A 21,843-nucleotide genomic window follows, 5' to 3' on the forward strand; every position below is an offset into this window, starting at 1 on the left:
ATTCCTTCTAAAATTTTAAATCATTTTTTTTGGTTCAAAAATGCTGTAACGCCTTCTTGGTCTATTTGAACCACACGCCAGTCGTCAAACACTTTTGCTCCCGATTTTTCATAAAATTTAATTGCGGGTGTATTCCAATCCAAAACATTCCATTCTACTCGACGCACATCGTCTTTTTGAGCTTGTTTAAATATTTCGGTATACAATGCCATTCCAATTCCCAACCCTCGTTTGCTGTCTTTAACGATAAGGTCTTCTAGATGAATTGTTTTGCCTTTCCAGGTAGAATAGCGGTAATAATACAAAGCAATGCCCACAATTTCTTGTGCTACTTCGGCAATAAAAACATGAAATAACGGATTAGCTCCAAAACCATCGCGTTCTAAATCGGCAACCGTAACTTCAACCGCATCCGGTTCTTTTTCGAATGTAGCCAATTCTTGAATTAAATCTAAGACACCAGGCATGTCTTGTATGTTGCCTTTTCGGATAATCATCGTTGTTTTGAGTTTTAATGTGAAGCAGATGGACAATCTGTAAATTGAAAACCACAATTAAAGGGGCAAATATACTGTACACAAGTCAGATGAGCGGCTGTTTAACTTGTTTTTCACAAAATAGTGTTTTTTGTTATTTCGTGTTGTATTACTTGGTGTTTAAATGGGTTTGAGTGTTCATAATGAATAAAGTATAATTTGCTTAAACATAAAAAGGTTATTTCAATTCTAAAATCGAAATAACCCTTTGTATTTAAAGTGCATTATTTTATTTGTGCATGTGTTGCATTTCGTAAATAAAGGTGTCTAAATCTACTTTTTTATCAACTAAAGACAATGCTTTGGCAATAATATAATTAACATTGCTTGGGGTAAAGCCCAAACCAACACCAATTTTGCGAAGCATGATTTCTTGTTTGTCTTCCAAATGATGATCGGCATGTACCATGCGCGCTAAATCGTACAAACGCTCTAAACGTTGTGTGTGTAAATAAGGTGGGTTAATAGGGTATTTTAAAGGATCAGAAAGAATTTCTACGTATTCTGCATCTGAAATTTCAAGTTGAGAAGCCAATTTGTCCAAAAAGTCTTTTTCTTGCGGATGTAAAATTCCGTCGGCTAATGCTACACGAACAATAGCTGAAAAATGACCTTTATTACGTTGTTTGAATTCGCTATCAAATAAATCTGAAAATGACATAATTAATAAGTTTTTATGCCGCAAAGATAATTCTATTTTTAAATTTATAATTTTAATTTCTTTATAAATTTTACAGCATTTAATAGGTTAAAATACGATAATTTAGGGCGTATTTAGCCCAAATTGGTATTCGTTTTTCAAAATAAATTGTAAGTTTACAACCCCTTATCATTTTTAAATTAAGTACCTATGTCGGAGTTTTGGATTTATTTTCAATTTGGTTTACAGCATGTTCTAAATTTTCATTCGTACCATCATGTTTTGTTTTTAATAGCACTTGCTATTCCGTATGCTTTTAAAGATTGGAAACGCATGTTGTTGTTAGTTACCGTGTTAACAGTAGGTCATTTTTTAGCATTATTGCTTTCATTGTATGGTGTGATTAATGTCAAATCGAGTATGATTGTGTTTTTAATTTCTATAACCATCTTGATAACGGCATTTTTTAATTTATTCACCGCCGGTAAATCCTCGAAAACAGAAAGTGTAAACATCATATTTTTTGTGAGTTTGTTTTTTGGCGTAATTCAAGGTTTAGGATATGCGGCTCATTTTAAAAATGTTTTGGCGCGTCACGGTGGTTCAAAATTGTTACCTTTAGCGGAGTTTGAATTGGGTATCGAAGCGGCACAAATCGTGGTGGTTTTGGTAGTTTTGATTCTTTCGTATCTGGTACAAACCGTGTTTCGATTTTCTAAACGCGATTGGACTTTAGTAATGGCTTCGTTTATCATTGGTGTAGTTTTGCCCATGATTATTCAAAGCGAAATTTGGAACAGATAATCTATGGAGGTTAAAAAGTTAAATAAATACGATAAAGCCTATTTGCGCATTGCTAAAGAATGGAGTTTGTTGTCGTATTGCAAACGCAAACAAGTAGGAGCAATTATTGTAAAAGACCGCATGATTATTTCAGACGGTTACAACGGAACGCCTTCGGGTTTCGAAAATTGCTGTGAAGACGAAAACGGTCTTACCCGTTGGGATGTATTGCATGCTGAAGCGAATGCTATTTTAAAAGTAGCCCGTTCTACTCAATCTTGTGAAGGTGCAACCTTGTATATCACACTTTCGCCTTGTAAAGAATGCAGCAAGCTAATTCATCAATCCGGAATAAAACGGGTGGTGTATCAAAACGGTTACCGAGATGATTCGGGTATTGCCTTTTTAGAAAAAGCGGGTGTAGAAGTAACGCATATTCCTAATTTAGAAGAATAAATTCTAAGTTTTTTTAATTTGAACTACTATGAAGTTTAATTCCCATTATTTGCCTATTGTAATCGGTGCATCATTGGCCATTGGAGTGCTGGTGGGAAGTTTTGTGAGTAATCCTAATCCAACTTCTTTTTCTAAAACGTCGGTTTCAAAGAACAAACTCAACACCTTAATCGATTTTATTAATAACGAATACGTGGATAGTGTCAATACCGATTCTATTGTAAACATGACTGTTGATAAAATTTTGTCTCAATTAGATCCGCATTCGGTTTATATTCCTCCGTCCGAATTGGCGCAGGTTAGCGAAAATATGAAAGGGGATTTTGTAGGTATCGGTGTTAATTTTTACATGTACAAAGATTCGGTTGCCGTTATCAAAACCATCGAAAATGGCCCTTCTGAAAAAGCCGGAATTTTGGCCGGAGATCGTATTTTGTACGCTGGGAAAACGAAATTATTCGGACGAAATTTGCCTACCGATAGTTTGTTTGCTCAATTAAAAGGAACACAGGGTTCGGAGGTTGAACTTACTTTGTTTCGAAAATCCATCGGTAAAAAGTTAAAAGTCAAATTAAAACGCGATGTAATTCCGATTAAAAGTGTTGATGCCGCTTTGTTGCTGACACCGAAAATGGGGTATATTAAAATCAATCGTTTTGCCGAAACGACTTTTGCTGAATTTAAAAAAGGACTTTCGCAATTGCAAAAAAACAAAATAAATGCGTTGGTGCTCGATTTAAGAGAAAATGGCGGTGGTTATATGGAAGAAGCGATTGCTATTGCCGATGAATTTTTAAAAGAAAAGCAATTGATTGTTTTTACGAAAAGCAAAAATGGGACCGAAGAAAAAACCTACGCCACAAATAAAGGCAGTTTTTTAAATGGTAAATTGTATGTTTTAATTGATGAAAATAGTGCTTCGGCTAGCGAAATAGTCGCGGGTGCTATACAGGATAATGATCGCGGTATAATTGTAGGGCGTAGGTCTTTTGGAAAAGGTTTGGTACAACGCGAAATGGATTTTAAAGACGGTTCTGCCATCCGACTAACCGTGGCGCGTTATTACACGCCAACAGGTCGTTCTATTCAAAAGCCATACAATCACGGAAAAGAAGATTATTTTAAAGAATACGGCGCTCGTTTTAAGTCGGGCGAATTATATGTAAAAGACAGTATAAAAGTAGCCGATTCGCTAAAATTTAAAACACCAAAAGGTAAAATTGTATACGGCGGCGGCGGAATAGTACCAGACGTTTTTGTGCCTACCGAAATTGAACAAGGCGATGAGCATGTGGGGTATATTCTCCAATCTGGAATGATTGGCCGCTTTGTTTTTGAATATTTAGATGCTAATCGAAATGAATTTAAAAATACTAGTTTTGAGGATTTTCGAAATAAAATGAAAAACTCGGATCAGTTTTATAAATGGTTTCAATCGTATGTATATGATGCCAGTTTTGAGGTACCTTTGGCTAAAAACAAAGAGTTGATAAATCGGTATGTGGCGGCAGAATTTGCAAGACAATTGTATGGAGAAAAGCAGTATTACCTTTTAACACTTGGGAATGACGCCATGATTAAAAAAGTATTAAAACAAAAATAAGGATAAATTCACAGCTTATCGAGTACTGTCGTGGGCGTGAGTTTGAATGCCGTTATTCCACAAAGTAAGCAAATCGGTTGCTACCGCAGCACCACTACCAGCGGCAATGGCCAACTGACTTCTCCATCCGGCCAAAGTTCCTATTACATATAAACCATCGGCCACTTTATGATCGCAATTTTTAAGTTGGATGCGTTGTTTTTCGGGTAATGCTTTTTGATGCGGCTCTACATAGTGCATCAGTCCTTCGATAGCAAAGGTATTAGCTGATCCAATGCCAACCACGATGTTATGAGTGGTGTACGAATTTTTGTTGGTGATTACCGTAAAATGAGGAAATTCGCCCTCAACACGAATGACTTTTTCAGAAGGGATTTGAGTGATTTCGGGATATTGTTCAGATAGTTGTTCCAAACTTTCGGTTAAGATTTCTGAACCTAATTTTCCAGCAGGAATTCCATAAGCATTATTAAAAAGAGCATCTTGTAATGATGAACTTTTTTGATGAGTAAAGATGCCGATTTTTTTATCGGACATAAATGGTTTTTGTAAAGCCGAACCTAATACCAAAGCGCAAGAAACGCCCGAAGCACCTCCGCCAATAATTAAAACATCAAACATTTAAATTTTGTTGTTCAATTTGTTTTCTATCTTTTTAGAAAGTCTAAAAATGATTAAAATCAAAACGGCACAAAGTGAGGCTGCTATACCAATAAAAGCAACGGCACTGTCTCCTTGCAACGGATTTTTAAAGTCAATCAAGGTAATGTTAAAAATAATTAGGGCCAGTGCTATAACAACTAGAACGCCAGTAAAAATTTTCATATTTGGTAATTTTTATCTAAATATTTAGCTTTTTTCTTATAAAATAAATGAAAACACCGTAATATTTAGGGAATTATAGGGTAAAAGTATAAAAATTTATCTTAGACGAACAAACCTTTAACATTAGCGGCAAATAATTTAACAGCAATAGCCAATAAAACCACACCAAATGTTTTACGAATAACGCCCAATCCATTTTTCCCCAATAGCTTTTCGATTTTAGAAGACGATTTTAGGACGGCATAGACCAATATAATGTTTAATAGGATGGCTATAACAATATTAATGGTGTGAAATTGCGAGCGTAATGATAATAACGTAGTCATAGTACCAGCGCCAGCAATTAACGGAAAAGCCAAAGGAACAATCGAAGCAGTGCTGGCTTCTTCGTCTTTGTAAATATGGATGCCTAAAATCATTTCTAAAGCCAAAAAAAACAACACAAATGAACCGGCAACGGCAAACGAATGTACGTCAATACCAATGATTTTTAAAAATCCTTCGCCAATAAACAAAAAAGTAATCATGATTACTCCAGCAACTATCGAAGCTTTTTCAGATTCAATAATGCCGACCTTTGCTTTCAAATTTACAATAATAGGGATAGAGCCCACAATATCAATCACGGCAAATAAAACCATGCTAGTTGTAATGATTTCGTTTATATTAAAATCTAACATTTTAAGTTGATTAAGTTATATTTTTTGCAAATATACTACAATTTGGCTTTTGTGGGATTTTTTTTAAAACAACGAGAATGTTCGCTTTTGATTAATTCTAAATTGAAGGTAAGTAACTAAAAAGTGAATGTTTGCGTATCTTTGCAGCTTGTAATTTGATTTTGTAAATATGTTTCAGTTAGGGAAAACCATAGTGTCGGAGGATATTCTTGAAAAAGAATTTGTGTGTAATTTGAGTGCTTGTCATGGGGCTTGCTGCGTGGATGGGGATGCAGGCGCGCCCTTACAAGAATCGGAAACTAAAATTTTAGAAGAAATATATCCCAAAGTTAAGCCGTTTTTAAGGAAAGAAGGTATTGCAGCTATCGAAGCGCAAGGGACTTGGGTAGTGGGTACCGATGGTGATTTGGAAACGCCACTTATTGATAATAAAGATTGTGCTTATGTTATTTTTGACGGTAAAACCGCGCTTTGCGGAATAGAGCAGGCCTATAACCAAGGAATTGTAGATTGGAAAAAACCAGTATCGTGTCATTTGTATCCTATTCGGGTTAAGGATTTTACCGAATTTGCAGCCGTTAATTACGATAAATGGGATATTTGCGACGCGGCTTGTTCATTAGGTAAAGAATTGGAAGTGCCCGTATATAAATTTGTAAAAGAAGCGCTCGTAAGAAAATTTGGTGAAGATTGGTATGCTGAATTGGAATTAACGGCACAAGAATGGAGCAAACAGAAAAAATAATTTCCTAGACTTTTTTCGATAAAATACAAGCTGAGTAAGTCGGTTTTCAGAATTTCATTTTTTCAAATTTTAACTTGCTTATTGTTTTAAAAGTTCTATATTCTACGCCTCTTTGGAGGCTTTTTTTTGTATTTAAATATTTGAAAAATAAGCAGTTAGTAGTTGGTGCTAAATAAGTGTCTTTTCGGTGGGTTGTTAAAAACTAGGAGTTATTGTGGATAAGTTTAGCTTTTATTTTTGACAACAAATTGCAACCTTTGTAAGGTACTCAAAAATCCAGAATGGGTTGCATTTATTTACAGAAAAAACTTAGGATATGTCTCAAATAGAACCAATTTTACAAGAAAATAAAAATCGTTTCGTAATTTTTCCAATCAAACACCACGATATTTGGGAATGGTACAAGAAAATGGAGGCTAGCTTCTGGACTGCTGAAGAAATCGATTTGCATCAGGATTTGTCAGATTGGAACAATAAATTGTCAAATGAGGAGCGTTATTTTATCAAACACATCTTGGCTTTTTTTGCTGCTTCAGACGGAATTGTAAATGAAAACTTGGCAGAGAATTTTGTAAACGAAGTGCAATATGCTGAAGCAAAATTCTTTTACGGCTTTCAAATCATGATGGAAAATATCCACAGTGAAACCTATTCATTATTGATTGATACGTATGTGAAAGACGATGCCGAAAAAGACGAGTTGTTTAATGCGTTAGAGGTTTTTCCGGCAATCAAGAAAAAGGCTGAATGGGCTTTGAAATGGATTGAATCAGATTCTTTTGCTGAGCGTTTAATTGCTTTTGCTGCGGTTGAGGGAATTTTCTTTTCGGGTGCTTTTTGTTCTATTTTTTGGTTGAAAAAACGTGGTTTAATGCCAGGTTTGACTTTTTCTAACGAATTGATTTCGCGTGATGAAGGTGTTCATTGCGATTTTGCGGTGCACTTGCACAACCACCATTTGGTAAACAAAGTGCCAGTGGAAAGAATCAAAGAGATTATCGTTGATGCTTTAAATATCGAACGAGAATTTATCACGGAATCTTTACCGGTGAGTTTGATCGGAATGAATGCTACTTTAATGACGCAATATCTTGAGTTTGTTGCCGATCGTTTATTGGTAGAATTAGGATGTGAAAGAGTATATAATTCAGCTAATCCGTTTGATTTTATGGACATGATTTCGCTTCAAGGAAAAACCAATTTCTTCGAAAAAAGAGTTGGAGAATACCAAAAAGCAGGCGTTTTGAATAACGATTCTGATGCGCAAAAAATTTCATTTGACGCCGATTTTTAATAAAAGCCTTCTGTTTTAGTGTTGACCACGAACACTAAAAAATTAAAAAAGAATAGAAACGAATGATTTTCTGTGTTCGTTGATTAAAATACGGTATTGCTTTTCGCTTAAAAAAGAAAGGGAATAACGAACAGAAACAGTTGCCAATTTGCTCGAAAGAGTAAAAGCGACCTAGTAATTTATTGCAAATAACGTTTGGGATAAAAAAGTTAAAAATAAACACCATTGAGGTTTTAAAATGCCCTTTTTAAAGCTTCAAAATATTTAATAACCACTATAATAATAAGCTTATGTATGTAGTAAAAAGAGATGGCCACAAGGAGCCGGTAATGTTTGATAAGATTACAGAGAGAATTAAGAAATTATGTTATGGTTTAAATGAGTTAGTCGACCCAGTAAAGGTAGCCATGCGTGTCATCGAAGGTTTGTATGATGGCGTTTCTACATCTGAGTTGGATAATTTAGCTGCCGAAACTGCTGCTTCAATGACCATTGCACATCCTGATTATGCGCAATTAGCAGCTCGTGTAGCAATTTCAAATTTACATTCGAATACTACAAAATCGTTCTCTGAAACGATGACCGAAATGTATAATTATGTAAATCCAAGAAACAATCAAAAAGCACCAATGATTTCGGATGAGGTGTATCGCGTAATCAAAGAGAACTCAGAGTTTTTGGATTCGCATATTATTTATACCCGTGATTTTAATTACGATTATTTTGGATTTAAAACCTTAGAACGCTCTTATTTGTTGCGTATTAACGGTAAAATTGTAGAGCGTCCGCAACACATGTTGATGCGTGTTTCGGTAGGAATCCATTTAGATGATTTGAAATCGGTTTTGGAAACATACGACTTAATGTCTAAAAAGTTTTTTACGCACGCCACGCCAACTTTATTTAACGCGGGTACGCCAAAACCACAAATGTCTTCTTGCTTTTTGTTAGCCATGCAAGACGATAGTATCGACGGAATTTACGATACCTTAAAACAAACGGCTAAAATTTCGCAATCGGCCGGAGGAATTGGGTTGTCAATTCACAACGTGAGAGCTACTGGTTCGTACATCCGTGGCACCAACGGTACTTCAAACGGAATCGTACCGATGTTGCGTGTTTTTAACGATACGGCACGTTATGTAGATCAAGGTGGGGGAAAACGTAAAGGAAGTTTTGCCATTTATATCGAAACTTGGCATGCGGATATTTTTGACTTTTTAGATTTGAAGAAAAATCACGGTAAAGAAGAAATGCGCGCAAGAGATTTGTTTTTTGCTATGTGGACTTCTGATTTGTTCATGAAACGAGTACAAGACGATGCGGCTTGGACGTTAATGTGTCCGAACGAATGTCCAGGATTGTACGATGTATATGGCGAAGAATTCGAAGCGTTATATACCGAATACGAAGCCAAAGGTAAAGGAAGAAAAACCATCCGTGCTCGCGAATTGTGGGAGAAAATTTTAGAGTCGCAAATCGAAACGGGTACTCCGTATATGTTGTATAAAGATGCCGCAAACCGCAAATCCAATCAAAAGAATTTAGGTGTTATCCGTTCGTCTAACTTGTGTACCGAAATTATGGAGTACACTTCTAAAGATGAAATTGCGGTATGTAACTTGGCTTCTATTTCGTTGCCTATGTTTGTAGAAAATGGCAAATTTGACCATGAAGCATTGTACAATGTTACCAAAAGAGTAACCCGAAACTTAAATAAAGTAATTGATAGAAATTACTATCCGGTTCAAGAAGCCGAAAATTCAAACTTACGCCACCGTCCAGTTGGTTTAGGGGTACAAGGTTTAGCCGATGCATTTATTATGTTGCGTTTGCCTTTTACCAGTGACGAGGCTAAAAAATTGAACCAGGAAATTTTCGAAACCCTATATTTTGCTGCTGTAACCGCTTCTATGGAAATGGCTAAAGAAGAAGGTCCATATTCTACATTTGAAGGTTCACCTATGTCACAAGGAGAATTCCAATACAACATGTGGGGACTTAAAGATGAAGAGCTTTCTGGTAGATGGGATTGGGCTTCTCTTCGTACAGAAGTGATGAAAAACGGAGTGCGTAACTCTTTATTAGTAGCGCCAATGCCAACTGCATCTACGTCTCAAATATTAGGAAATAACGAAGCATTTGAACCTTATACGTCTAATATTTATACTCGTCGTGTATTATCGGGTGAGTTTATCGTGGTAAACAAACATTTGCTAGAAGATTTAGTGAAGTTGGGTTTGTGGAACGAAGACTTGAAGCAAGAAATTATGCGTAACAATGGTTCGGTACAAAACATTGCAGTTATTCCGCAAGAATTAAAAGATTTGTACAAAACCGTTTGGGAAATGTCTATGAAAGACATTATCGATATGTCGCGTCAACGTGGCTACTTTATCGATCAATCACAATCGCTTAATTTATTTATGCAAGATGCCAATTATTCCAAATTAACCTCGATGCACTTTTATGCATGGCAATCAGGTTTGAAAACAGGAATGTATTACTTGCGTACCAAATCGGCTGTAGATGCTATTAAATTTACGCTTAACAACGATAAAAAAGCTGAATCGCCTTCTGAAAAAGTAGAAACCGAAGCAATTAACGTGGAAGATTATAAAGCAATGTTGCTGAAAGCACAAGCAGCAGGTCCTGAAGATTGCGAAATGTGCGGATCGTAAGCGATGCACTCGAACTAATAAAAGCAGTTACTTTCTAAGTAGCTGCTTTTTTTATAGGTAAATTTTCTTTCATAAAATTGTATTAACGAAGCCTATTTTTTGCCTAAAAATGATTAAGTTTGAGTAATACTCATTAAAATTATGAATTTATGAAAGTACAGATTAACACCGACAAACACATAGAAGGACATGCTCGTTTAGAAGCTTATTTTACTGGAGAAATAGAAAAATCATTAGAGCGATTTGAATCAAAAATAACGCGAATTGAAGTGCATTTAGGCGATGCAAACGGAGAAAAGTCGGGTACACACGATAAACGTTGCCTGATTGAGGCAAGACCAGTGAACATGCAGCCTGTTGTGGTAACCGAACATTCGGATACGGTAGAAAAAGCATTTCATGGTGCCATTGATAAAATGAAAAAAACACTAACCACCACTTTCGAAAAGCAAAAAACACATTAAATAAAGTATCGTTTGTATAAAAGGCACCAATGAGTGCCTTTTTATATGAACTTTATCGACATAATTTAATTTTTAAAATGAAAAGAAATTTCTTACTTGTCCTGTTGATACTGGTATTTCCAGCGGCGTTAATGGCACAAAAAACCGAAAAATCAGAAATAAATAGCTTTTTAGATGCTTGGCACAAGGCGGCCTCAGAAGCTAATTTTGAGTCTTATTTTAGTTTTTTAGCAAAAGATGCTATCTACATTGGTACCGATGCAACCGAAAATTGGGATGTAGCGGCTTTTAAAAAATTTGCTAAACCCTTTTTTGACCGAGGAAAAACATGGCATTTTACAGCTGTGCAACGCAATATTTATTTTGCTCCTTCTAAAGAAATGGTGTGGTTTGATGAACTATTAAATACCCAAATGAAGCTATGCCGCGGTTCTGGAGTTTTGATTAAAGAAAAGGGACAATGGAAAATCAAACATTACGTGTTGTCTATGACGATTCCTAATGACGATGTTGACGCAGTAGTAACAATTAAAACGCCGAAAGAGGATATTTTGCTTCAAGAACTTCAATCAAAAAAATAAGATTTAGCTGATATATTGATAGGGAAATTTATTTTAGTTAAAAGTATTTTTATTTTTAAAGCCTCTTTTGGGGCTTTTTTTATTGATTTTGTATTTATGGTGGTTTTACCGGGCGTGAAAGAGGGTAGGGTTTTTTAAAAAAATATTTTTTTTAACTTTGCCCCTCCAAAAAATAGGGTTTAAGTAAAAAATGAAAAGATGAATATTGAAAGTCGCTGGGTGGTTTCCTTTGTAATAATTAGTTTCGTTTGCATTACGGGCGTGTTTTGGCCGGCTGTAAATGAAACAAGTTATATAAATTCGGAATTTATAACAGTTGATCATATTGTGCCAGCCGATGTGGCTTGGTTGTTAACTTCGGCCTGCTTGGTTTTAATCATGACGCCCGGTTTATCTTTTTTTTATGGCGGAATGGTCGGAAAAAAAAATGTGATTTCAACCATGTTGCAAAGTTTTATTTGTTTGGGAGTCGTAACCTTATTATGGGTGGTGGTAGCTTTTAGCTTGGCTTTTGGAGAACCAATCGGAATACAGTCTGGTAGTCATTTTTATAGTTTTATCGGTAACCCAACAACTTTTGCTTTTATGGATTATGTGGGGGTTTTGCCTCATAAACAATTGGCTAACACGGTGCCGTTTATGCTTTTTGCATTGTTTCAAATGAAATTTGCGGTAATTGCTCCAGCGATCATTACGGGTTCTTTCGCAGAACGTGTTCGTTTTATCTCGTACTTATTGTTTATCTGTCTTTTTACATTGTTGATTTATGCACCTTTATGTCATGCCGTTTGGTATCCAACGGGTGTTTTAGGGAGCTATTTTGGGGTAAAAGACTTTGCCGGAGGCACAGTGGTGCACATGAGTGCGGGATTTGCTGCTTTGGCGGGTGTTTTGGTTTTGGGTAAGCGTAAAAACAATCAACACATTCCAACCAATATTCCCTTTGTTTTGTTGGGAACCGGAATGTTATGGTTTGGTTGGTTTGGTTTTAATGCGGGTTCTGCATTGGCGGCTAATGGTGTAGCAGCCATGGCTTTTGCTACTACAACCACTTCTTCGGCGGCGGCTATGTTAACTTGGGTTTTCTTCGACAGAATAAACGGTAGAAAAGTTTCGGCACTTGGTGCTTGTATTGGTGCTGTTGTTGGTTTAGTGGCTATAACTCCTGCCGCAGGATTTGTTTCAGTTCCAGAAAGTATGTTTTTTGGTTTTATAACCGCAGTAGTATCAAATGCTATTGTAAATGCTTCTTATCTGAAAAAAATAGACGATACCTTAGATGTGTTTGCGTGTCATGGTGTGGGCGGAATTATGGGAATGATACTAACAGCTATTTTTGCTCATGGAGAAAATGCTAGTTTGTTGCATGGTGGCTGGATTGTTTTTGCACACCATATGATGGCACTTGTTTTAGTTTCGATATTTACTTTTTTTGGAGCCTATTTGTTGTTCAAAGTGACCAATTGGATTATTCCGATGCGAGTGTCGGAAGAATCGGAGCATATCGGACTCGATTTGTCTCAGCATGATGAAAGCTTAGATCCAAATTTAAAAACGGTAGTTTAAATTTAATAAAACTAAAAAAGCACTAACAGGATTACCTTTGGTGCTTTTTTAGTTTTTAGCATCTTATGTGGTGCATTCGTTTATATTGTTTAATTTTGGCAAAAATTTTAAGCAGTGGGGAGCAAAAATAAACTTAAACGATTCAAAGAAAACGAAACTTTTACCAATGTATTTCAACCAACCCGCGAAGAGGTGGTTAGTAATTCTTTCCCTTTGAGAGGAAAATGGAATGCCGATTTTTTTAAAAATGACAATCCGATAGTAGTCGAATTAGGTTGTGGTAAAGGAGAATATGCGGTTGGACTCGCTGAGCGCTTTCCGAATAAAAATTTCATTGGTGTCGATATTAAAGGAGCTCGTTTTTGGAGAGGTGCTAAAACCGCTGTTGAGTCAGGTATGCACAATGTGGCTTTCGTTCGTACACAAATCGAACTTATCAATCATATTTTTGCCGAAAATGAAGTAGATGAAATTTGGATTACCTTTCCTGATCCTCAAATTAAATACAAACGCACCAAACACCGCATGACCAACTCCGAATTCTTGAAATTGTATACCAAAATCCTCAAAAAAGATGGCGTTGTTAATTTAAAAACCGATAGCGAATTCATGCACGGCTATACTTTAGGACTTTTGCATGGAGAAGGACACGAAGTAGTGTATGCCAATCATAATGTTTATAGGAATGAAGGGAGTCCCGAAGAGGTAACGGCTTTTCAAACCTTTTATGAAAAACAATATTTAGAACAGAATAAAGCCATTACTTTTATTCGTTTTAAAATTAAATCATAATCGATTGGTTTAACCTGATACTGCGATTATGATGCGTTTTTTCTTTCTTTTATTAACTGGTTTTATTACGGCTTTCCCGGGAATTATGTTGCCTGGTTTGATTAATATGACGGCAGCAAAAATCAATTTAAAAGAAGGATCTAAAAATGCAATTTCGTTTGTTTTTGGGGCACTTTTGGTAATTACCTTCCAGATTTCAATAGCTATTTTTTTTGCCCGAGTAATCAATGCTCGTCCAGAAGTTGTGGTATTGCTTCGCGAAATTGGCTTCGGAGTGTTTACGGCTTTGACTATTTATTTTTTGTTTATTGCCAAAAAGCCTAAATTCAAAAAAACCAAAATCAAAAAGAAATCCAAAAAGAACCGTTTCTTTTTCGGAATGTTATTGGCAGCTCTTAATCTGTTTCCGATTCCATTTTTTGTTTTCGCTACAATTGCTTTGGCTTCTTATAATTTATTGTCTTTTGAAATAAATTCGTTGTTCGTTTTTATACTTGGTGCCATTTTGGGCACTTTTACCGGATTGTATTTGTATATGGTTTTTATGAAAAAAATGGAAACCAAAACCGATAAATTATCCAAAAATATGAACTTGATTATTGGAACCATCACAGCTGTTGTAGCCTTTATTACGTTAATGAATATTGTGGATTATTACTGGAGTTAGACAGAAAACACGATGAAAGAAGGTGATTTTTTTGAGCGAGTATACGATATCGTACGACAAATTCCGTATGGGCAAGTGACCAGTTATGGTGCAATTGCCAATGCATTGGGAGCAGCTCGTTCAGCCCGAATGGTAGGTTGGGCAATGAATGCAGCACATAATCGGGAAGATGTTCCGGCTCACAGAGTTGTTAATCGATTAGGTTTATTAACGGGAAAGCATCATTTTGATGGTACCAACGTCATGCAGCAATTATTAGAAAGCGAAGGAATTGTGATTAAAAACAATCAAATTGTAAATTTTAAATCTTGTTTTTGGCAGCCCGAAATAAAAAAGGAAGATTACTAAAAACCTTCCTTTTGTGTTTGTTTAATTTTGTTCTTCGTGCAGCATTTTGCTCAAACGTTCATCTCTACTGTAAATATCGGTAAAAAAGCTAATGTTTCCCGAATCATCAGCCCAAGCGGTAAAATACCCAATGTAAATCGGAATTTTATTTTTTAACGCATAAGGCACTTCCTCTTTTCCACTCATGGCTTCGTTTATTTTGTCGGAAGTCCATTTTGGGTCATCTTCTAATACCTTATTGGCTAATTCTTTGGCTTTTTCTACGTTAATACAACCGTGACTAAAAGTTCTAGACTCAAAATTAAAAAGGTTTTTGGCGGGTGTATCGTGCATGTAAATGTCGTTTGGATTTGGGAATAAAAATTTGACCAATCCCAAAGAGTTATTCGGTCCCGGTTTTTGACGGTATTTGCCATTGACCACTTCAATATTTTGTTCATTGAGATAATTGGGGTCTTGCGACATTTTAAATTTTAAATCATTTTGGACTATACTGGCCGGAACATTCCAATACGGACTGAAAACAATGCGGTCAATTTTTCCACTAAAAATGACGGTTTCATTCATCCGCGTTCCTACAAACACATTTGATTCTAAAGCATATTGGCCATTTTTTACATATATCAATCGAAATGACGGAATGTTAATCATGACATATTCATGATCTTTTTCGAGTGTTGGCGGAATCCAACGGCAACGTTCCATGTTAATACTAATGGTTTCGATGAGTTGGCTAATAGGGGTGTTCATCAATCGTATGTGCTCTGGAGCAATGGTATAATTGAGTTTTAAGCCATGACGTTTTTTGTATTGCATCACGCCGTCCATTAATTCGCGGTCATAAACAGGATTTTTAGAGTCGTTTTGTATATCACCCAAAACAAATAAACGATTTCGAATTTGGGTAATGGTGGCGCTAGAATCATCAGGTTTGTATTCTTTATATACGGCACTAGTGTCAATACGCGTCCATTTGTGTTCGTTTTCAATAGCTTTGTATTTTTTAAGAATGTCTTCTAATTTATAATATTGGCTAAAAAGGACTGTCGAATTATCATTGATCAATTCAGGTTTAACCAATAACGAGTCTAATATTTTTTCGTATGAAATTTCTTTTTTAGGTAAATACCAACCTAAATCTTTTACTTTTTGTTCGTCTAAACCTTTATAAACTTTGTCTGCATAAAAAATATACATGCAGGTTAATAAAATTTCCGATTCCATTTTGGTAGGTTTCTCTACGGCGGTTTCGTTAAAAACATGATCAATATCTTCTTTATACGGAAGGTTGTTTTTAACGCCTTGATCTTCTGGGAGTTTGGTGAATTTGCTGTATAACAAATGGCCAAGTTCGCATATACTGCGATCATCATACCAGATGGTATTGTAATTTCGGTTTTTGTATAAGGTTTCGGTTGTGCCTCGGTATTTACTGAGTTTGGAGTACTTTTTAAAAAAAGTTGCAAAAGCAGCATTGTTTACATAAAAAACCGAATCTGAAGGCGTTTTTTCAAAATGCTCTATAGCAAAAGCATGGTATTTGTCCCGATGTTCTTTGGCACGAATAGAACGAAAAGAGCAAACAATAAAAATAAGAGCTAAGAAACTTAGCGATAAGGTAATGTTTTTCATTTGTTTCATTTTAGAGTTAACAGTAGGTAGGTTGTTTGTTGGGGCTCTAAAACAGAGTATAAATTTACAAATAAGGAGTTGAATTTGCAATAAATCTAGTAATTATCTTAAATCATTTAATTAATTTTATTTTTTGCTATTGTTTTATGGTAATTATATAAGGTTAGCGTGATATTGTATAAGTGTAGCTTTTGTTAAAAGGGTATGATTTTTAATTAAAATTGACTTTGTGCCTTTTTATTGACGAATTGTTTATTTTGTTAGGATTTCGTAATAACGACAAAACCATTTTAAAATACAGGAAAATAAGTGCGGAAAGCGTATCTTTGCACTCCTGAACAGTATACTTGTATTGTTCGTTTTTTTTTAGCTGTTTAGTAGCAATTTGATAAAATTACGTAAAATGAAATTAGATAGAAAAGAAATCCTTAAGGCACTAGAAACGATTACAATAGCCGGAGAAGGAAAAAATATGGTGGAAAGTGGTGCGGTAACCAATGTAATTACTTTTGGAGACGAAGTAGTGGTTGATTTAGTTTTACATACGCCTGCAATGCACATTAAAAAACGTGCAGAAGATGATATCAAAAAAACAATTGCCGATTTGGTTTATGCCGATGCAAAAGTAAAAGTTAATACTAAAGTTGAAACACCAGAAAAAGTAGAAATTAAAGGGAAATCAATTCCTGGAATTAAAAACATAATTGCCGTTGCTTCTGGAAAAGGTGGTGTCGGAAAATCTACCGTTACGGCTAATTTGGCGGTAACTTTGGCTAAAATGGGATTTTCTGTCGGAATTTTAGACGCCGATGTGTACGGACCTTCTATGCCAATCATGTTTGATGTTGAAAACGAAAAACCAATTTCTATTCAAGTTGACGGAAAATCAAAAATGAAACCAATTGAAAGTTTTGAAATAAAAATGCTATCGATTGGGTTTTTTACTTCGCCAAGTCAAGCGGTAATTTGGAGAGGCCCGATGGCTTCCAAAGCATTAAATCAAATGATTTTTGATGCCGATTGGGGAGAGTTGGATTTTATGTTAATTGATTTGCCTCCAGGTACGGGTGATATTCATTTGTCTATCATGCAATCTTTACCGATTACAGGTGCTGTTGTGGTGAGTACACCGCAAGCAGTTGCCTTAGCCGATGCTAAAAAAGGTGTTGCGATGTTCATGCAAGAAACCATCAACGTGCCGGTTTTAGGAATTATCGAAAATATGGCGTATTTTACACCGTCTGAATTACCTGACAATAAATATTATATCTTTGGTAAAGAAGGAGCAAAAAACCTAGCCGACGATTTAGGTGTTCCGTTTTTGGGAGAAGTGCCAATTGTACAATCTATTCGTGAAGCAGGTGATTATGGCCGACCAGCAGCCTTGCAAACAGGTTCTGTAATCGAAACCATTTTCGAAAATGTAACCCGAAATGTGGTGCAAGAAGTGGTAAATCGCAATGAGTCATTACCGGCAACCGAAGCTATTAAAATTACAACGATGGCGGGTTGCTCGGCCGTTAAAAAGAATTAAGTAAACAAGATATAGAGCGGTCCAAAATAACCTGCTGATAATATAAAATATAATGATGACAACAGAAGAGTTAACAACAAATGTTTTAAAGGCTTTGGATGAAATTCGGCCTTTTTTGAAATCGGATGGGGGCGATATTGCCTTGGTTTCAATCGAAGATGATAAACATGTAAAAGTGCGTTTAGAAGGAGCTTGTATTAGTTGCAGTGTCAATCAAATGACGTTGAAAGCAGGCGTGGAAACCACCATTAAAAAATACGCACCTCAAATAGAAACGGTTGTAAACGTATTTTAATACATTTCTAACAAAAACGTTTGTTTCTTAGGTATTTGTACTGTTTTATTGTGAAATAATCCAACTTAGGTTTTAATTTCGCAATAAAACAGTATTTTTTTTGAAAAATCCTAAAAAAGTAGTTGTTATAATTATCACTTTTTGTGATGATTTTGTGGTGTTTTCTTATAAATTTGCTCCTGTCTCAAATTTAAATTTATGAAAAAATACTACAAAATGCTTCTTTGCCTGCTGTTTATTTCTTTTTGCATGGCACAACAAACAACCGAAAACCTATATGTCGATAAAGCATGGGTTAATGAAAATGAAGAATGGGATACGTTTCAATATAGTGGAAAAATCGTGATTTCTATTCTGCCTGAAGAGGGAAATATTCAGATTACCAACTATGACTTTTTGCGTGATTTTACTAACGGAAAGGCAAAGTTTTCTAATAAACTAAGTTACACTTCGGCAAATTTTGAAAACAAGCGTAAAATAAGTGCAACCGTAGACAAACAAGGTATCTTGTGTTCTACTTATGAGGGGATCTTGGTTTTTCAATCGGGAGACGACTATTATTCTACGTTCGCTACCATCACCATCTTAAAAAAGGGCTATGTGGTGGGCTTAAAAATGCAAGAAAAAAATAATAACAAAGAATATGCATTTAGTTTTAAACCGAATAGCTAAATTTTAAAAGATAATGTATTTTTGCATTCTTAAAAATCACAAACGGAAAAGCTGAATTGTTTTTGAAATGGATGTATTAATAAAGATTAAAGACCGTGATGGAGTAGTGCATGAATTGCAAGCTCCAACTGATATGGCCATGAATATCATGGAATTGTGTAAGGCATACGAATTACCTGTTGAAGGGACTTGTGGCGGAATGGCCATGTGCGCGTCTTGTCAATGTTATGTTTTAAATGATGTAGCCTTGCCTGAAATGGGCGATGATGAAGAAGCGATGTTGTCAGAAGCTTTTTATGTAAAATCAAATAGCAGGTTGGGTTGTCAAATTCCAATTACGGAAGATTTAGATGGACTTGAATTAGAACTTGCTCCAGAATATTAAAATACCAAAGCCATTTCGAAAGAAATGGCTTTTTTCATATAAAAATACTCAGGAAAACCTATGATTTGCTTTGGCTACTGCCTTTAGGAGGATATGGGATGGATCCTTTTAGAGAATCAATTCGTTTTGAATCAAATTTTGGTAATTGTACCTCGTTTTTTTCTTGCCAATCCTCAACTAGCGTACTGATTTTTTCCGCTTTTTCTTTAAGTGGTTTTTCATCTTTACTTATATAGAGTGTTTGAGAAGGATAGGCTAAACCAGTACCACTTTCCTCAATTATAGCCATCATTCGTAGTAACAAGTCTTCTCGGATTTCTTGAAACTCATCATAATTGGGTGCTTCTACATAGGCAGTAACATCTACTTTATAAGCATCAGCAGTAATACCCGTAAAACGTACATTCGCCGGATTTGGATTTACTTTAGGATGCGCATACAAAAGCGCTCGCAACTCCACTAGCAAAAATTGTAATTGTGCAGATGTGGTTTCCATACGAAATGTAAACGCTGGATTAAACAGGAAATGATCACGGTAGGCAAAATTTTCGATTTGACTCGCTGCAAGTATACCATTCGGAATGGTTATAATGGTTCGTTGCGCGGTACGTAATATGGTGGAGCGCATTCCAATAGATTCCACCGTGCCTTTTACCTCACCAATCTGACAAAAATCACCAATACGAACGGGTTGATCGGCAATTAAAGTAACACTTCCTACAAAATTTTCTACTGTTTTTTGTGCTCCTAAAGCTAAGGCTAAACCACCAATACCGAGCGCCGCAATCCAACCGGTTAGGTCGAAACCCAACACGCCAAGTATGGCAATTATTCCTAAGGTTACAATGGCTACTTTTGATGCTCTTTGAAGAAACAATATGGCCGATAAGGCAGACGCCCTACTTTGCAAGGTCATCCTTTTTTTGGAAAGTGTGCCGAGTACGTCGATTAATCGCCATAAAAGAATTAATAAAGCCACAATTCCAATTGTAATGGTTATGTAGCTAAAACGTTGGCGTACAATGATAGAAATACCTACCTGTTGTGAGATGTAAACAAAAATCCATACGGCAAGATACAGTTGCAAAGGCAATGAAAAAGCATCCACCACTGCTTGAACCCTTGCTTTATGTTTCGCTTTGGAAAAGAAAACCACACTATAGCCTATTAAAAACGTGCAGCTCATAGCAATGAGAAAGGCAATTAAAACAATGATTAAAACCGCCAACCAATGGCCAATAGGTACGCCTCCAAGTTTTTTTTCTTTTAAATTGTTTGGAAGTGTTTTTTCCAAAAAAGTAACGTCGTCTGTATTGATTTGGGCTATGCTGTTGACTGTTTCAGCGTTAAATAACCATAAAGGTGGAGCTTCGTTGGCAGATTGGTTGCTTACGTATAAATTAACAGTTTCTTTATTAATAGTAAGGGTTCCTACCAAATCGGTTCCGGGTTCTAAATCGTCTTCCGCGCGACCAGTTTCTTTATTACTGATTAAGGACATTGGAAATATATAGCCATTATTGTCTAATAAGCGTTCGAAAGATTTCACAATTCGCAAGCGTTCTTTTTCTTTCCGGTAAGCACGTTTGTTCAAGTCAAGGTATTGGCTAGCTCGGGTATAGTTTTGTTCGGCCATAGCTTCAATAAAACCTTTAACAGTTCCGTTAGGTGTGCGGCGCCCTAAAGAGTCTGGCGGAGTTTCATTTGTTGCAGTATCTGTATTGGTTTGAGTTTTAGATAAATTGAGCTGTTGTGCCGAAGAATAGCAGGTTGTAAAAAGGAAAAGGAAACTAATTAACCGAAAAAATAATGGCATGATCTGTTTTTTATTTTTAAAAATACAAAAAATAGTAAAGAGAATAGGTAATTCGCCTTTCATCTATTTGTTGATTTTGCCATTGCTTTATAAAAGGCCTTTTTTAACTGTGAAATGGATTTTGGATTACCAAATCCAATGCTAAGTAATGCACACCATAGGCTTTACTCCGACCAACTAAATTGTGTACATAACCCAAATCCAAAACGACGGGCAGCGTGTTGAGTTTATAGGAATAATACAAAGAAAATCGACTTTCATGATAGTTAAAATCAGTCCATTTTCGGGTGTCATTTTTTTGGCTCACGGCAAACAATTGTTCCGAACTAAATAACAAACGATGTCTTTTTTCATTATCTAAATTTGCTTTTACTTGTAACCGAAAACGCGACCGTAACTGTAATAGTTCAGAAATGTTTTTAAAGTCAGTTGCATAAAAACGTCTAAATTCTTGCCTAAAAGTGGGTTCGATTTCTAAATTCCCAATAGCAAAGCCATATGATAATCTTCCATAAAGCCGAAATTCTTGTTTCAACTCCAAAGCATCTTCGGTATACGGAGCTGTGTCTAAATACGTATTTTGCCTTCTGTAACTTATAGCAACAGCATATTTCCAATGGTGTTTTAGTCGATGGTAAAATTCTTGATTAAATACCACTATAGCCGATTTAAACAACGGGTCATAGTTGTTCGGATTGCTTTTTCGTCCCAATCCAATATACGACATTGATTGCCAGTTTTTTTCTTTTGAAGCGCCTAAATCTTGTCTCAAGCCCACCGCAAACCATTCTGCTGTGTGGGCTTTTCCTAAACCCGACGGACTAATTTGTGCCATGTTTTTACAGATT

At 35.8% G+C, this 21,843-nt stretch carries 24 protein-coding genes; 16 read left to right on the forward strand and 8 right to left on the reverse strand.

Annotated elements, in window-relative coordinates:
* Positions 1–20 precede the first annotated feature (20 nt).
* Together I5M07_RS14745 and I5M07_RS14750 are read right to left on the reverse strand one after the other, a co-directional pair.
* Positions 21–497, reverse strand: coding sequence for a GNAT family N-acetyltransferase (locus I5M07_RS14745; protein ID WP_200107212.1), 477 nt, complete (start codon positions 495–497; stop codon positions 21–23).
* Positions 498–765: 268 nt separating this feature from the next.
* Positions 766–1,197 (reverse strand): tellurite resistance TerB family protein, encoded by a 432-nt coding sequence (locus I5M07_RS14750; protein WP_200107213.1) that lies wholly within the window; start codon positions 1,195–1,197, stop codon positions 766–768.
* A gap of 189 nt (positions 1,198–1,386) precedes the next feature.
* On the opposite strand from I5M07_RS14750, the gene I5M07_RS14755 reads away from it, so the two are divergent.
* Genes I5M07_RS14755 through I5M07_RS14765 form a run of 3 tightly spaced genes read left to right on the forward strand, consistent with a single transcriptional unit; the run spans position 1,387 to position 4,018 of the window.
* Complete coding sequence (locus I5M07_RS14755; protein ID WP_200107214.1) at positions 1,387–1,980, forward strand: HupE/UreJ family protein; 594 nt, start codon at positions 1,387–1,389, stop codon at positions 1,978–1,980.
* A 3-nt stretch (positions 1,981–1,983) separates the two neighbouring features.
* Positions 1,984–2,415 (forward strand): deoxycytidylate deaminase, encoded by a 432-nt coding sequence (locus I5M07_RS14760; protein WP_200107215.1) that lies wholly within the window; start codon positions 1,984–1,986, stop codon positions 2,413–2,415.
* Positions 2,416–2,443: 28 nt separating this feature from the next.
* Positions 2,444–4,018, forward strand: coding sequence for a S41 family peptidase (locus tag I5M07_RS14765; RefSeq protein ID WP_200107216.1), 1,575 nt, complete (start codon positions 2,444–2,446; stop codon positions 4,016–4,018).
* Positions 4,019–4,033: 15 nt separating this feature from the next.
* On the opposite strand, the gene I5M07_RS14770 is transcribed toward I5M07_RS14765, so the two are convergent.
* The 3 genes from I5M07_RS14770 to I5M07_RS14780 all read right to left on the reverse strand — a co-directional run bounded on the left by I5M07_RS14770 (position 4,034) and on the right by I5M07_RS14780 (position 5,523).
* Positions 4,034–4,639, reverse strand: coding sequence for an FAD-dependent oxidoreductase (locus I5M07_RS14770; RefSeq protein WP_200107217.1), 606 nt, complete (start codon positions 4,637–4,639; stop codon positions 4,034–4,036).
* On the reverse strand, positions 4,640–4,843 hold the full coding sequence (locus I5M07_RS14775; protein WP_200107218.1) for a hypothetical protein: 204 nt from the start codon (positions 4,841–4,843) through the stop codon (positions 4,640–4,642).
* Positions 4,844–4,944: 101 nt separating this feature from the next.
* Complete coding sequence (locus I5M07_RS14780; RefSeq protein ID WP_200107219.1) at positions 4,945–5,523, reverse strand: MarC family protein; 579 nt, start codon at positions 5,521–5,523, stop codon at positions 4,945–4,947.
* Between the two features lie 169 nt (positions 5,524–5,692).
* Between I5M07_RS14780 and I5M07_RS14785 the strand changes: the two genes are divergently transcribed.
* The 9 genes from I5M07_RS14785 (at position 5,693) to I5M07_RS14825 (ending at position 14,661) form a co-directional block, all read left to right on the forward strand.
* A complete protein-coding gene (locus I5M07_RS14785) occupies positions 5,693–6,268 on the forward strand; it encodes a DUF3109 family protein (protein WP_200107220.1) in 576 nt (191 codons plus the stop codon).
* 316 nt (positions 6,269–6,584) lie between these two features.
* Entirely contained in the window at positions 6,585–7,562 is a 978-nt protein-coding gene (locus I5M07_RS14790) for a ribonucleotide-diphosphate reductase subunit beta (RefSeq protein ID WP_200107221.1), read from the forward strand.
* A 290-nt stretch (positions 7,563–7,852) separates the two neighbouring features.
* Complete coding sequence (locus I5M07_RS14795; protein ID WP_200107222.1) at positions 7,853–10,243, forward strand: ribonucleoside-diphosphate reductase subunit alpha; 2,391 nt, start codon at positions 7,853–7,855, stop codon at positions 10,241–10,243.
* 149 nt (positions 10,244–10,392) lie between these two features.
* Positions 10,393–10,707 carry an HPF/RaiA family ribosome-associated protein gene (locus I5M07_RS14800; RefSeq protein ID WP_200107223.1) on the forward strand — a complete coding sequence of 105 codons (315 nt, stop codon included), beginning with the start codon at positions 10,393–10,395 and terminating at the stop codon, positions 10,705–10,707.
* Positions 10,708–10,784: 77 nt separating this feature from the next.
* On the forward strand, positions 10,785–11,288 hold the full coding sequence (locus I5M07_RS14805; protein WP_200107224.1) for a nuclear transport factor 2 family protein: 504 nt from the start codon (positions 10,785–10,787) through the stop codon (positions 11,286–11,288).
* 198 nt (positions 11,289–11,486) lie between these two features.
* The gene (locus tag I5M07_RS14810) at positions 11,487–12,854 is read left to right on the forward strand and encodes an ammonium transporter (RefSeq protein WP_200107225.1); all 1,368 of its coding nucleotides are present in this window, start codon (positions 11,487–11,489) and stop codon (positions 12,852–12,854) included.
* A 114-nt stretch (positions 12,855–12,968) separates the two neighbouring features.
* Complete coding sequence (gene trmB / locus I5M07_RS14815; protein WP_200107226.1) at positions 12,969–13,646, forward strand: tRNA (guanosine(46)-N7)-methyltransferase TrmB; 678 nt, start codon at positions 12,969–12,971, stop codon at positions 13,644–13,646.
* A gap of 28 nt (positions 13,647–13,674) precedes the next feature.
* The gene (locus I5M07_RS14820; RefSeq protein ID WP_317191334.1) at positions 13,675–14,313 is read left to right on the forward strand and encodes a LysE family transporter; all 639 of its coding nucleotides are present in this window, start codon (positions 13,675–13,677) and stop codon (positions 14,311–14,313) included.
* Between the two features lie 12 nt (positions 14,314–14,325).
* Positions 14,326–14,661 (forward strand): MGMT family protein, encoded by a 336-nt coding sequence (locus I5M07_RS14825; RefSeq protein ID WP_200107227.1) that lies wholly within the window; start codon positions 14,326–14,328, stop codon positions 14,659–14,661.
* Between the two features lie 21 nt (positions 14,662–14,682).
* Here the strand turns inward: I5M07_RS14825 and I5M07_RS14830 are convergent, their stop codons facing one another.
* Positions 14,683–16,293, reverse strand: a complete 1,611-nt coding sequence (locus I5M07_RS14830) for a L,D-transpeptidase family protein (protein ID WP_200107228.1) — start codon at positions 16,291–16,293, stop codon at positions 14,683–14,685.
* A 403-nt stretch (positions 16,294–16,696) separates the two neighbouring features.
* Here I5M07_RS14830 and I5M07_RS14835 point away from each other — a divergent pair, with 403 nt between their 5' ends.
* From I5M07_RS14835 to I5M07_RS14850, 4 genes are all read left to right on the forward strand, one after another.
* On the forward strand, positions 16,697–17,827 hold the full coding sequence (locus I5M07_RS14835; protein WP_200107229.1) for an Mrp/NBP35 family ATP-binding protein: 1,131 nt from the start codon (positions 16,697–16,699) through the stop codon (positions 17,825–17,827).
* A gap of 55 nt (positions 17,828–17,882) precedes the next feature.
* On the forward strand, positions 17,883–18,122 hold the full coding sequence (locus I5M07_RS14840) for a NifU family protein (protein ID WP_200107265.1): 240 nt from the start codon (positions 17,883–17,885) through the stop codon (positions 18,120–18,122).
* A gap of 198 nt (positions 18,123–18,320) precedes the next feature.
* On the forward strand, positions 18,321–18,794 hold the full coding sequence (locus I5M07_RS14845) for a hypothetical protein (protein WP_200107230.1): 474 nt from the start codon (positions 18,321–18,323) through the stop codon (positions 18,792–18,794).
* Positions 18,795–18,861: 67 nt separating this feature from the next.
* On the forward strand, positions 18,862–19,179 hold the full coding sequence (locus I5M07_RS14850; protein ID WP_200107231.1) for a 2Fe-2S iron-sulfur cluster-binding family protein: 318 nt from the start codon (positions 18,862–18,864) through the stop codon (positions 19,177–19,179).
* Between the two features lie 58 nt (positions 19,180–19,237).
* Here the strand turns inward: I5M07_RS14850 and I5M07_RS14855 are convergent, their stop codons facing one another.
* A complete protein-coding gene (locus tag I5M07_RS14855) occupies positions 19,238–20,995 on the reverse strand; it encodes a mechanosensitive ion channel family protein (protein WP_200107232.1) in 1,758 nt (585 codons plus the stop codon).
* A 103-nt stretch (positions 20,996–21,098) separates the two neighbouring features.
* Positions 21,099–21,830: a DUF2490 domain-containing protein gene (locus I5M07_RS14860; protein ID WP_200107233.1), complete on the reverse strand. Its 732-nt coding sequence runs from the start codon at positions 21,828–21,830 to the stop codon at positions 21,099–21,101.
* Between the last annotated feature and the right edge of the window lie 13 nt (positions 21,831–21,843).

Origin of the sequence: Flavobacterium agrisoli, assembly GCF_016522065.1 — a bacterium.
Lineage (GTDB): Bacteria > Bacteroidota > Bacteroidia > Flavobacteriales > Flavobacteriaceae > Flavobacterium > Flavobacterium agrisoli.

What these genes read in the sequence shown, in the direction of transcription:
- I5M07_RS14755 (WP_200107214.1), top strand. Translation starts at nt 1,387, where the DNA reads ATGTCGGAGTTTTGGATTTATTTTCAATTTGGTTTACAGCATGTTCTA.
- I5M07_RS14765 (WP_200107216.1), top strand. Translation starts at nt 2,444, where the DNA reads ATGAAGTTTAATTCCCATTATTTGCCTATTGTAATCGGTGCATCATTG.
- I5M07_RS14745 (WP_200107212.1), bottom strand. Translation starts at nt 497, where the DNA reads ATGATTATCCGAAAAGGCAACATACAAGACATGCCTGGTGTCTTAGAT.
- I5M07_RS14835 (WP_200107229.1), top strand. Translation starts at nt 16,697, where the DNA reads ATGAAATTAGATAGAAAAGAAATCCTTAAGGCACTAGAAACGATTACA.
- I5M07_RS14760 (WP_200107215.1), top strand. Translation starts at nt 1,984, where the DNA reads ATGGAGGTTAAAAAGTTAAATAAATACGATAAAGCCTATTTGCGCATT.
- I5M07_RS14780 (WP_200107219.1), bottom strand. Translation starts at nt 5,523, where the DNA reads ATGTTAGATTTTAATATAAACGAAATCATTACAACTAGCATGGTTTTA.
- I5M07_RS14855 (WP_200107232.1), bottom strand. Translation starts at nt 20,995, where the DNA reads ATGCCATTATTTTTTCGGTTAATTAGTTTCCTTTTCCTTTTTACAACC.
- I5M07_RS14825 (WP_200107227.1), top strand. Translation starts at nt 14,326, where the DNA reads ATGAAAGAAGGTGATTTTTTTGAGCGAGTATACGATATCGTACGACAA.
- I5M07_RS14750 (WP_200107213.1), bottom strand. Translation starts at nt 1,197, where the DNA reads ATGTCATTTTCAGATTTATTTGATAGCGAATTCAAACAACGTAATAAA.
- I5M07_RS14850 (WP_200107231.1), top strand. Translation starts at nt 18,862, where the DNA reads ATGGATGTATTAATAAAGATTAAAGACCGTGATGGAGTAGTGCATGAA.
- I5M07_RS14845 (WP_200107230.1), top strand. Translation starts at nt 18,321, where the DNA reads ATGAAAAAATACTACAAAATGCTTCTTTGCCTGCTGTTTATTTCTTTT.
- I5M07_RS14830 (WP_200107228.1), bottom strand. Translation starts at nt 16,293, where the DNA reads ATGAAAAACATTACCTTATCGCTAAGTTTCTTAGCTCTTATTTTTATT.
- I5M07_RS14820 (WP_317191334.1), top strand. Translation starts at nt 13,675, where the DNA reads ATGATGCGTTTTTTCTTTCTTTTATTAACTGGTTTTATTACGGCTTTC.
- I5M07_RS14795 (WP_200107222.1), top strand. Translation starts at nt 7,853, where the DNA reads ATGTATGTAGTAAAAAGAGATGGCCACAAGGAGCCGGTAATGTTTGAT.
- I5M07_RS14800 (WP_200107223.1), top strand. Translation starts at nt 10,393, where the DNA reads ATGAAAGTACAGATTAACACCGACAAACACATAGAAGGACATGCTCGT.
- I5M07_RS14860 (WP_200107233.1), bottom strand. Translation starts at nt 21,830, where the DNA reads ATGGCACAAATTAGTCCGTCGGGTTTAGGAAAAGCCCACACAGCAGAA.
- I5M07_RS14775 (WP_200107218.1), bottom strand. Translation starts at nt 4,843, where the DNA reads ATGAAAATTTTTACTGGCGTTCTAGTTGTTATAGCACTGGCCCTAATT.
- I5M07_RS14810 (WP_200107225.1), top strand. Translation starts at nt 11,487, where the DNA reads ATGAATATTGAAAGTCGCTGGGTGGTTTCCTTTGTAATAATTAGTTTC.
- I5M07_RS14805 (WP_200107224.1), top strand. Translation starts at nt 10,785, where the DNA reads ATGAAAAGAAATTTCTTACTTGTCCTGTTGATACTGGTATTTCCAGCG.
- I5M07_RS14790 (WP_200107221.1), top strand. Translation starts at nt 6,585, where the DNA reads ATGTCTCAAATAGAACCAATTTTACAAGAAAATAAAAATCGTTTCGTA.
- I5M07_RS14840 (WP_200107265.1), top strand. Translation starts at nt 17,883, where the DNA reads ATGACAACAGAAGAGTTAACAACAAATGTTTTAAAGGCTTTGGATGAA.
- I5M07_RS14770 (WP_200107217.1), bottom strand. Translation starts at nt 4,639, where the DNA reads ATGTTTGATGTTTTAATTATTGGCGGAGGTGCTTCGGGCGTTTCTTGC.
- I5M07_RS14785 (WP_200107220.1), top strand. Translation starts at nt 5,693, where the DNA reads ATGTTTCAGTTAGGGAAAACCATAGTGTCGGAGGATATTCTTGAAAAA.